Source organism: Micromonospora sp. NPDC002717, assembly GCF_040295705.1.
In the GTDB taxonomy this organism is placed as follows: domain Bacteria; phylum Actinomycetota; class Actinomycetes; order Mycobacteriales; family Micromonosporaceae; genus Micromonospora.
The window spans coordinates 49,480-58,974 of the sequence record NZ_JBEOVW010000034.1; the positions used below are offsets into that span (position 1 = coordinate 49,480).

9 protein-coding genes are annotated in these 9,495 nt (G+C 70.7%); 7 read left to right on the forward strand and 2 right to left on the reverse strand.

Features of this window, described 5'->3' with window-relative positions; genetic code table 11:
• Positions 1-3: 3 nt before the first annotated feature.
• Positions 4-900: a DUF5829 family protein gene (locus ABT006_RS30585; protein WP_350711940.1), complete on the reverse strand. Its 897-nt coding sequence runs from the start codon at positions 898-900 to the stop codon at positions 4-6.
• Between the two features lie 170 nt (positions 901-1,070).
• On the opposite strand from ABT006_RS30585, the gene ABT006_RS30590 reads away from it, so the two are divergent.
• The 7 genes from ABT006_RS30590 (at position 1,071) to ABT006_RS30620 (ending at position 8,057) form a co-directional block, all read left to right on the forward strand.
• Positions 1,071-2,270 carry a beta-ketoacyl-ACP synthase III gene (locus tag ABT006_RS30590; protein WP_466024994.1) on the forward strand — a complete coding sequence of 400 codons (1,200 nt, stop codon included), beginning with the start codon at positions 1,071-1,073 and terminating at the stop codon, positions 2,268-2,270.
• Positions 2,267-2,509, forward strand: a complete 243-nt coding sequence (locus tag ABT006_RS30595; protein WP_350711942.1) for an acyl carrier protein — start codon at positions 2,267-2,269, stop codon at positions 2,507-2,509. The genes ABT006_RS30590 and ABT006_RS30595 overlap by 4 nt, the downstream gene beginning before the upstream one ends.
• Positions 2,506-3,720: a beta-ketoacyl-[acyl-carrier-protein] synthase family protein gene (locus tag ABT006_RS30600; RefSeq protein WP_350711943.1), complete on the forward strand. Its 1,215-nt coding sequence runs from the start codon at positions 2,506-2,508 to the stop codon at positions 3,718-3,720. The genes ABT006_RS30595 and ABT006_RS30600 overlap by 4 nt, the downstream gene beginning before the upstream one ends.
• Before the next feature lie 50 nt (positions 3,721-3,770).
• The gene (locus ABT006_RS30605; RefSeq protein ID WP_350711944.1) at positions 3,771-5,318 is read left to right on the forward strand and encodes a GMC family oxidoreductase; all 1,548 of its coding nucleotides are present in this window, start codon (positions 3,771-3,773) and stop codon (positions 5,316-5,318) included.
• A complete protein-coding gene (locus ABT006_RS30610) occupies positions 5,315-6,796 on the forward strand; it encodes an aldehyde dehydrogenase family protein (protein WP_350711945.1) in 1,482 nt (493 codons plus the stop codon). Before ABT006_RS30605 ends, ABT006_RS30610 begins: the two co-directional genes overlap by 4 nt.
• Before the next feature lie 201 nt (positions 6,797-6,997).
• Positions 6,998-7,534, forward strand: a complete 537-nt coding sequence (locus tag ABT006_RS30615; RefSeq protein WP_350711946.1) for a flavin reductase family protein — start codon at positions 6,998-7,000, stop codon at positions 7,532-7,534.
• A 313-nt stretch (positions 7,535-7,847) separates the two neighbouring features.
• Positions 7,848-8,057: an MbtH family protein gene (locus ABT006_RS30620; RefSeq protein WP_350711947.1), complete on the forward strand. Its 210-nt coding sequence runs from the start codon at positions 7,848-7,850 to the stop codon at positions 8,055-8,057.
• A gap of 303 nt (positions 8,058-8,360) precedes the next feature.
• On the opposite strand, the gene ABT006_RS30625 is transcribed toward ABT006_RS30620, so the two are convergent.
• On the reverse strand, positions 8,361-8,876 hold the full coding sequence (locus ABT006_RS30625; RefSeq protein ID WP_350711948.1) for a hypothetical protein: 516 nt from the start codon (positions 8,874-8,876) through the stop codon (positions 8,361-8,363).
• Positions 8,877-9,495 lie beyond the last annotated feature (619 nt).

Sequence of the window (9,495 nt, forward strand, 5' to 3'; positions counted from 1 at the left end):
TACCTATCCTCCGGCCGGTGGGGTGAACGTCCAGTGGGCGGTGCCGTCCTGCCGTAGGACCAACCGCGAGGTGCGGCCGAAGACGAACTCCTGGTGCCGCTGCGGTGCCTCGTGCAGGTCCGTGGTGATGTCGAGAACCCCCTCGGGGGCGGTGGCCGAGCCGACGAGGGTGATGTCGACGCCCGGGCCGGTGATCCGGTACGTCGGGCCGGTGTCGGAGGCGGCATCACCGGTGAGCCCGGACGGGGCGGGCGTGAGCCGGTAGCCCATCGCGGTGAGCGCGTCGGCCATCCGGGCGGCCCGCTGCGGGCGGGCCCGCAGGGTGACCGCGGTGATGTCGCGCAGCCACCGCCGGTCGTGGGTCCCGGCGCCGAAGGCCGCGTCGAGGTAGCCGCTGCGCAGCAGTTCCCCGTCGGGTCCCCGGCGGGCGGAGACCGAGTCGAAGTACTCCCCGGTGACCTCGTTGAGGAACATCAGCAGCGGGCTGTCCTCGCCGAGGTCGACCCGAAGCATGTGGTACCAGGGCCTGGCCTCGCCGGTGTCGGCGCTGCTGCGGTGCACCAGTTCGTAGCGACCGCCGGGGCCGGCGTCCAGCACCTCCCGGGCCCGCTGCACAGAGCCGGGGTGTTCGAAGGAGAAAACCAGCCCGCCGGTGAGGCGGTGCGATCCGGGAAGCGCGCCGTCGAACAACTCCAGCAGGGTGTTCTCGCCAGCCACCCCGAGTGCCGAGTACTGCCCGGCGACCGAGCTGGTGACGTTCTTCGGTTTCACCCGGGCGAACTGTTCGCGCAGCATGTCGCAGGCGAATATCTCTTGGAAGGTGACCCCGTCGAGCAATACCACGACGTGGTCCAGTAGTGGGGCGGAAATGGCGTGCGCATGGCCCTGCGCGAATGGCACGGCGATTTCCTCTCGTCGTTCTACGGACGCTCCACCATGGGATTAAGGCGTGATCAGCCTAATTTCGCCGCCGGTCCTTCGAGTACTGGGGGAAACCCCACCGGGCAGAACCTAGGGGGCGCGGTGCGGGTGTCGCGGTGTTAACTGGCTAGTGGCTGGAACCCAAAGAGATGCAAGGGATTCAATATGAGTCTGCCTGTTCGGCGGGTACCGTGACGACCCGGTCGGCCGTGCTCGCCGGGGTGGGTGGCTGGGTGCCGCCGCGCGTGGTCACCAATGCGGACCTCTCCGCAAGACTGGACACCTCGGACGAGTGGATCCGGTCCCGTACCGGCATCGCGCAACGCCACCTCGTCGATCCCGGCATGTCCACGGCGGACCTGGCAGTCGAGGCCGCCCGGCGGGCCCTGGCCTCCGCCGGGACGCCCGGCGTCGACGCCGTCGTGGTCGCCACCATGACGCCCGACCGGTCCTGCCCGGCCATCGCACCCGAGGTCGCCTCCCGACTGGGGCTGACCGGGGTGGCCGCCTACGACCTGAGTGCGGTCTGCAGCGGGTTCGTCTACTCCCTGGCCACCGCCGCCGGCCTGATCGCCACCGAACTCGCCGACCAGGTCCTGGTCATCGGCGCCGATGCGCTCTCCAGCGTGACCAACCCGGCCGACCGCACCACCGCCGTGGTCCTGGCCGACGGCGCGGGGGCGGTCGTGCTGCGCGCGGGCGGACGCGCCGAGCCCGGCGCACTCGGCCCCTTCGACCTCGGCAGCGACGGAGACGGAAGCGACCTGATCCAGGTGGCTGCCGGTGGAGCCCGGCAGCGACTGTCCGGTCGACCGACCGACCCGGCCGACTTCTACTTCACCATGGACGGACGCGAGGTGTTCCGCAACGCGGTCACCCGGATGGCTGCCTCGTCCCGCACCGTCGTGCGGCGCGTCGGCTGGCAGCTCGACGAGGTCGACCGGGTGGTCAGCCACCAGGCCAACATCCGCATCCTCAGCGCCCTCGCCGACGAACTCGATCTGGACCGCAAGCGAATCGTGTCCAACATCGACCGGGTCGGCAACACCGGTGCCGCCTCCATCCCGCTGGCCATCGCCGACGCCGACGCCACCGGCGTGCTCACCGCTGGCGATCGAGTCCTGCTCACCGCCTTCGGCGGAGGCCTGACCTGGGGATCGACGGTACTCGTCTGGCCCCGGTTGCGGCCCGTCGAGCGGCCGGAAGATCCACCGAGACCCGCCGCCGCGACGGACCCGGCCAGCGCCAGGACGGACCCCGCCCCGGCACTGCACCAACCGACGTCCGAGCCGTCGATCATCGGCCCGGCCACGCGGCGACCCACGGACCACGAGGAGCGTGTGACATGACCGACGTCTACCAGCAGATGGTGGAGATCCTCACCACCCGCTTCGAGACGGAGCCCGACGAACTAGGTCCGGACGTGACCTTCGAGGAACTGGACCTGGACTCGCTGTTCATGGTGGAACTGGCCCTGGTCCTGCAGAAGGAGTTCAACATCAGGATCGCCGACGAGGACGCCACGCCGCGTACCACCATCGGCGCGCTCGCCGGCGTCATCGAAGCCTCGTTGGCCCGCGCGGCGTGACCGGGATGGAGACCGCCGTCACCGGCCTGGGACTGGTCACCCCGGGCGGGATTGGCGTGGCGCGGACCTGGCAGACGGTCTGCGCCGGGGTCTCCACGGCGACCCACGACCCCCACCTGGCCGGTACACCCGTCGACCTCTCCTGCCGGGTGCCCGACTTCGACCCGCGCGCCGCACTCGGCCGACGCCACTGGCAGTACGACCCGATCGTGCAGTTCGCGTTGGTGGCGGCCCGGGAGGCGGTGGCCGACGCCGGCCTCGACCCCGCGACCTGGGACGGCGCCCGGGTCGGCGTGGTGATCGGCTGCGGTATGTGGGGGGTGTCCACCACGACCGCCCAGCATGGCGTCCTCGCCGCCGAGGGGCCGCACCGGGTCTCCGCGCTGACGCTGCCGATGATGCTGTCCAACATGGCCGCCGGCCACGTCGGCATGGACCTGCGCGCGGGCGGTCCCAACCTGGTCACCGCCACGGCCTGCGCCTCCGGCAGCACCGCCATCGGGATGGCCCATGACCTGCTGCGCAGCCGGACCTGCGACGTGGTGGTGGCCGGAGGCACCGAGGCCGGCATCACCCCGCTCGTCGTCGCCGGGTTCGCGCAGATGGGAGCACTGTCGAAGCGCGCCGACCCGACCGCGTCCCGGCCGTTCGACGTCGGCCGGGACGGCTTCGTTCTCGGTGAGGGATGCGGCCTGCTGGTCCTGGAACGCGCCGAGGACGCCGCCGCCCGGGGTGCCCGGGTACGGGCCCGGCTGCTCGGCTTCGGCGCCAGCGCCGACGCGTACCACCCCACCACCCCCGATCCAGAGGGCCGTGGTGTCGAGCGGGCCGTGCGCGTCGCGTTGACCGGAGCCGGTCTCGTACCGGGCGACGTGGACCACGTCAACGCGCACGCCACCGGCACGCCCGCCGGTGACCTGGCCGAGGCGCGGGTACTCCACCGCCTACTCGGCCCGTCGCCGGTGGTGACCGCGAGCAAGGGGGCCCTCGGCCACGCCCTGGGTGCCGCCGGTGGGATCGAGGCGGCCCTGACCGTGCTGGCGGTGCAACACGGTCTCGTCCCGCCGACCGCGAACCTCGACGAACAGGACAGCGCCGTCGACCTGGACGTGGTCACCAAGGCAGCCCGAGCGCAGCGCATCGAGGTTGCCCTCAGCAACTCGTTCGGCTTCGGCGGCCAGAACGCCGTCCTGGTGCTGGCCGCCGCCTGACACCACACGTCGCCCGGCGGGCACCTGCCGGGCGGAAAGGGGCAACACACGTGACAGCGACACCTGCGGGCGCCGATGTCGTCGTCGTCGGTGCCGGATCCGCTGGCTGCGCTCTGGCCCGCCGGCTGGTCGAGCGCGGACTGCGCGTGGTCGTACTCGAGGCCGGCGGTGAGGACACCAACCCCGACATCGGTACGCCCGGACGGCTGGCCTACCTCTGGTTCGCCGAGGAGGACTGGGCGTATCACACCGTGGCGCAGCCGCACGCCGGGCACCGGCGACTGCACTGGCCGCGCGGACGGGTTCTCGGCGGCTCCAGCGCGCTCAACGGCATGATCTGGGCACGGGGCGCCGCCGCCGACTACGACCACTGGGCGTACCTCGGCAACGACGGATGGTCGTGGACGGACGTCCTGCCGGTGTACCGGCGCATGGAGGACTTCGACGCCTTGTCCCCGCTGCGCGGCACCGGCGGACCGATCCACGTCATGTCCCAGTACCGCCCGGATGCGATCTTCGAGTCCTGCATCAAGGCGGCGCAGGAGATCGGGGTCGGGATCAACCCCGACTACAACTCCGGCGAACTGGACGGGGTGTCGCAGACCCAATTGACCATCCGGGACGGCCAACGGCAGAGCGCCGCCGCCGGTTACCTGCGTCCCATCCTCGACCATCCGGGGCTAACCGTCGTCACCCGTGCGCACGCCCGCCGGTTGCTGTTCAGCCAGGACCGCTGCACCGGGGTCGAGTGGGAGCGCGACGGGCTCACCCACACCACCCACGCCGGCGTGGAGGTGATCGTCTCCGCAGGCACCATCGAATCGCCCCGGCTGCTGATGCTCTCCGGCATCGGTGACGCCGCCGAACTGCGTCGGCACGACATCGACGTCCGGGTGCACCTGCCCGGGGTGGGCCGCAACCTGCACGACCACCTGCTCAGCCCCGTCATCTTCAGTACCACCCGCCAGGTCGGACGCTCTCCCGACCTGACGCCGATGCAGAGCCACCTGTTCTGGCGTACGCGGTCCGGCCTGCCGGTACCCGACGTGGAGGCGCTGCACTTCCCGGTCCCGATGTACCAGCCGGGGATGTCCGGCCCATCCGACGGGTTCACCCTCCAGGCCGGCCTCGTCCGCCCGGTGAGCAGGGGACGGATCAGCCTCGTCGGCGGCGACCCGCACGCCGGGCTCGACATCGACCCCGCGGCGCTGGCGTGCGCGCAGGACGTCGACGCGCTCGTCGAGGCGGTGATCCTGTGCCGGGAGATGGGTGCCGGTTCAGCCCTGGCCGGCGGGTGGGGTGCGCGGGAGGTCTATCCGGGCCCGACGGTGCGTACTCTCGACGACCTGCGCGCCTACGTACGCGCCACCGCCGGTACCTTCCACCACCAGGTCGGCACCTGCAAGATGGGTGCCGACGACCAGGCGGTGGTCGACGCCCGGCTGCGGGTGCACGGTGTGCGGGGACTACGCGTCGCCGACGCGTCGATCATGCCGGCGGTGACCACCGCCAACACCCATGCCCCGGCGGTCCTCATCGGCGAACTGGCGGCCGACTTCGTCACCGCCGGCCACCACACCCGGCAGGAGCAGTCGTGACCCCGGCGACGATGACCGACCAGGTGTGCCAGCTGTTCATCGACGGCGACTGGCTCGAGACGGCACCGGGCGGGTACGGCACCTCGCTGGACCCTGCGACCGGGCAACCGCTGGCCCGCTATGCCCAGGCCGGCCCGGCGGACGTCGACGCGGCGGTGGCCGCGGCCCGCGCCGCGCTCACCGCCCCCGCCTGGGCCCTGATGACGGCCGCCGCGCGGGCCCGGCTGCTGTGGCGGGTCGCCGACCTGATCGACGAGCATGCGGACACGCTGGCCGAACTGGAGACCCGCGACCAGGGTCAGCCGCTGCGCGCCGCCCGTGGCTGCGTGGCCGCCGCGGCCGAGCACCTGCGCTACTTCGCCGGCTGGTGCACCAGGATCGAGGGCAGCACGGTGCCGGTGTCCTACCCGGACACGCTGCACTACACCCGCCGGGAACCGGTGGGCGTGTGTGCCCTGATCGTGCCGTGGAACTTCCCGCTGCTGATCGCGGTCTGGAAACTCGCCCCGGCCCTCGCCTGCGGCAACGCCGTCGTGCTCAAGCCGGCCGAGCAGACTCCGCTCACCGCCGCGTACCTCGTGGAGTTGTGCCGGCAGGCTGGCGTACCGGCCGGTGTGGTCAACCTCGTCACGGGCGGGCCGGACACGGGCCGCGGCCTGGTCGCCCACCCCGGGGTGGACAAGGTGTCGTTCACCGGTTCCACCGCTGTCGGCCGGGAGATCGGGCGGGTCTGCGGCGAGCAGCTCAAGCGGGTGACGCTGGAACTCGGCGGCAAGGCGCCGGTGATCATCGCCGGAGACGCTGACCTTGCCGCCGCCGCAGCTGGCTGCCTCAGCGGCGGGCTGGTCAACAGCGGCCAGTCCTGCACCGCCTACACCCGGCTGTACGTGCAGCGGACGCGGGCCGACGAGTTCGCCGAGAAGCTCGCCACCATGGCCGGGAAGGTGCGTGTCGGTCCCGGCCTGGCCCCCGACAGTCAGCTCGGTCCGCTCATCTCCGCCCAGCAGTTGCGGCGGGTGGACGACCTCGTGCGCACCGGTACCGCCGAGGGCGCCCACCTGGTCACCGGGGGAGGGCGGATCACCGCCGGCCCCCTCACCGCGGGCTTCTTCTACCAGCCGACCGTGTTCAGCGGGGTAACCGACGAGATGACCATCGCCCGGACGGAGATCTTCGGGCCGGTGCTGTGCGTCCTGCCGTACGACGACCCGGCGGAACTCGTCGATCGGGCCAACGACAGCGACTACGGCCTGTCCGCCGCGGTGTGGACCCGGGACCTGGCCACCGCTCACCGGCTCGCCGGGGCGATCCGGGCCGGGGCGGTCTTCGTCAACATGCCGCCACAGCCGGATCCGGCCGGGCCGTGGGGCGGCGTCAAGGCCAGCGGGATGGGCCGCGAGATGGGCGCCGCCGCGATCGAGGCCTACACCGAGATCAAGGGGGTGTGGCTGCACACACCCGCCGCCGACCACCCCTGACCGGGCCACCCGGCGGGGTGCCGAGCAGAGGCGGGTGGCGGCTCGAGATCAACCTGCCCGCGCGTACGCCGACGCCGCGAACTGCCGCTGCCGCCGCCGGAACACCGACTGCGGGCCGTTGCCGGTGTACGGGAGAACCATCCGTACGAGCGGCGGGTGGCAGACCCGACCGTCCAGCACCCAGCACCGGGGAGGAACACCATGACCGAGCCCGTCGATGACTCTCCGCCGGTTCGCGCCGATCCGGACACCCTGCGGGCGGTGCTGCGCCACCAGGCCAGCACCGTCACCGTGGTCACCGCTCCCGGCGCCTCGGCGGTCGGCTTCACCGCCACGTCGTTCACCTCGGTGTCACTGCGGCCGCCAATCGTCCTGTTCTGCCTGGATCTCAGTTCGTCGAGTTGGCCCACCGTCTCCCGGGCCCGGCATGTTGGCGTGCACCTGCTCACCCGCCAGCAACAGGAACTTGCCCAGAGGTTCGCCACCAGCGGGATCGACCGGTTCGCGGCGCCGACCCGTTGGCGGCACGGGCCCGAGGGGGTGCCGATCCTCGACGACACCCTGGCCTGGCTGCTGTGCCGGGTGATCGACCGGGTGGTCGCGGGTGACCATGCGATCATGCTGGCCGAGCCGGAGCTGCTGCGGCACAGTGAGGTCGACTCGCCGCTGCTCTACCATCGGGGCCGGTACGCGGACCTGGCCAAGCGACCCGAGCCGGTCGCCGGGCGAGCGGCCTGAGCCGCCGACGTGGGCAGTTTCAGCGCTGGCTCCGGGCGGAACCGATCCTCGCGCCTGCCGGGCGTCCGAGGGCCAGCGTGCCGTGACCGTACCGGAGCCGCCAGCAGCCACCTGAAAATCGCCAACAGTGAAGTCGACACCCGGATCCTCGTGACCTTGATTTACCGTAATGGATGTGATTGGTGGCTTCGCCTCCGTGTGGGGCGATCAATTGGATTTTTGTGATGGCCGCCGATGGGGTAACGCATCGGGTGGTTGGTCGATATAATACTCATGTCTAATCTGTGGACACCGCCACACCTGGAGAGCAGTGATGGAAGCAACTGAGGACCTGCGCCGATACCACGTCGTGGTAAACGACGAGGAACAATATTCGATCTGGTTGGAGGGATCGGAGATTCCGGCTGGGTGGCGGGCGGTAGGCGTTACCGGCGACCGGGCGACCTGCCTGGCGCACATCGACGAGATCTGGACCGACCTGCGTCCGCGCAGCCTACGGGAGCATTTGGAAACGCAGGGCTGATCCCCGACACCACCGCACCATTGCCGCCTGCCGGGAACCGGTGTGCCCGCCTTTGGGCCGATCTACGTGGTCGCGTTCGACGGCGGCAACTCCCTGCTGGCAACCGGCAGCGCCGACAAGACGGCCCGGCTGTGGAACATCGACCCCGAGCAGATGGGCTCGCATGTCTGCGCCACCACCGGTGATGTCAGCACCCAGGCCGATTGGGAGAAATGCCTACCAAGCACCAAGCATCCCCTACGCGCCGCCGTGCGGTGGCTGAACCGGCGTCTCCGAGACCAGAGGCAATCCCAGAGCTCACACTCAGGTGCCCTGCCAGTGTGGGGTGTGGGCACGGACGTCCGCCGGTATGCCGATCCGCCCGTTCGCCAGAACGAGAGGCGTGATCTCCGTCGTCTCGTGGAAACGCAGGTAGCCGACGACGCGCTCGACGCCGTCGCCCCGATCGACCGCGCGCGAGCCCAGCCACTCCAGCAGCGTCCGAAGCTGGTAGAACATGTCGGGGTGCAGCTCCTGGCGCACTGTCAACGCCCAGCCGTCCGGCTGCTTCCGCTCGACCAACTCGGCGATCAGCGCGCCCCCCACTCGCCGGGCCGCGCCCCGCTGCCCGAAGATCGGCGCTGGTTCGGCGCTCTCCCACTCGCAATCCGGATCGTCGGGATCTCCCAACGGATAGGTCTCCCGATAGGCGTCCGTGCCGATCGGCAGCCGCTCGGGCCTGGGCTCCTGCCCCACGTTCCACCGCAGCTCGGCGAACTCGTCGTCGGTGAGGTCGCCACGCAGGTCGATGCTCAACACGATCTCGTACAGGTCTCCCACGGGGCGCACCCTACCGGTGCGTCCGGCTGCTCGCGGGCCGGCTCGGCCGGCCCGCGAGGTGTCAGTCGACGACGGGTGGTGCCGTTGTCCCACACCGCGCAGCTATGGGCGCCCGACTGGACGCTGGCGTAAGACGAGGCCGAGTGACACCCCTCGCGTAGCGGAAACCGTACCAACCGGGAGGACGCCGATGAACGCGCAGGCATGCGTCCACACTGACAGCGACCACTACCTACGCAGCGAAGGTCCAGTCCATTACTGGCCAAAAACCTAAAAGGGGACCTATCGCTCGCTTTGTCTTTTAGCTGATCCGGCCCACGCTACTGTTCGTTGCGGCTGTCAGCATCTCTGTGTCAGCCTTGAGAATCGCCCGAGCGCGGCGTGCCATCGCTACAGTCCTGACAGCTGTAGACGAAATGAACGCCGTCGCCCTGCGCCGCACGTCGGCCTTCAGGCCTGCCTCGGGGTAGGGCATCCCCGGCGATGGCCGTGAACGTGGAACCCGCCTATTCGCGGTCTGCCGACTAAAGGACGTCTCGTAACTCGGCGGTCGGTCCATGGTGGATCATGTCGGGGTGCAGGTGATCTCGGCGACCCGTCAGGAGTGGATCTTTCCGTT

Coding starts and splice junctions, on each gene's coding strand:
- ABT006_RS30595 (WP_350711942.1), top strand. CDS start 2,267: ATGACCGACGTCTACCAGCAGATGGTGGAGATCCTCACCACCCGCTTC.
- ABT006_RS30615 (WP_350711946.1), top strand. CDS start 6,998: ATGACCGAGCCCGTCGATGACTCTCCGCCGGTTCGCGCCGATCCGGAC.
- ABT006_RS30590 (WP_466024994.1), top strand. CDS start 1,071: ATGCAAGGGATTCAATATGAGTCTGCCTGTTCGGCGGGTACCGTGACG.
- ABT006_RS30620 (WP_350711947.1), top strand. CDS start 7,848: ATGGAAGCAACTGAGGACCTGCGCCGATACCACGTCGTGGTAAACGAC.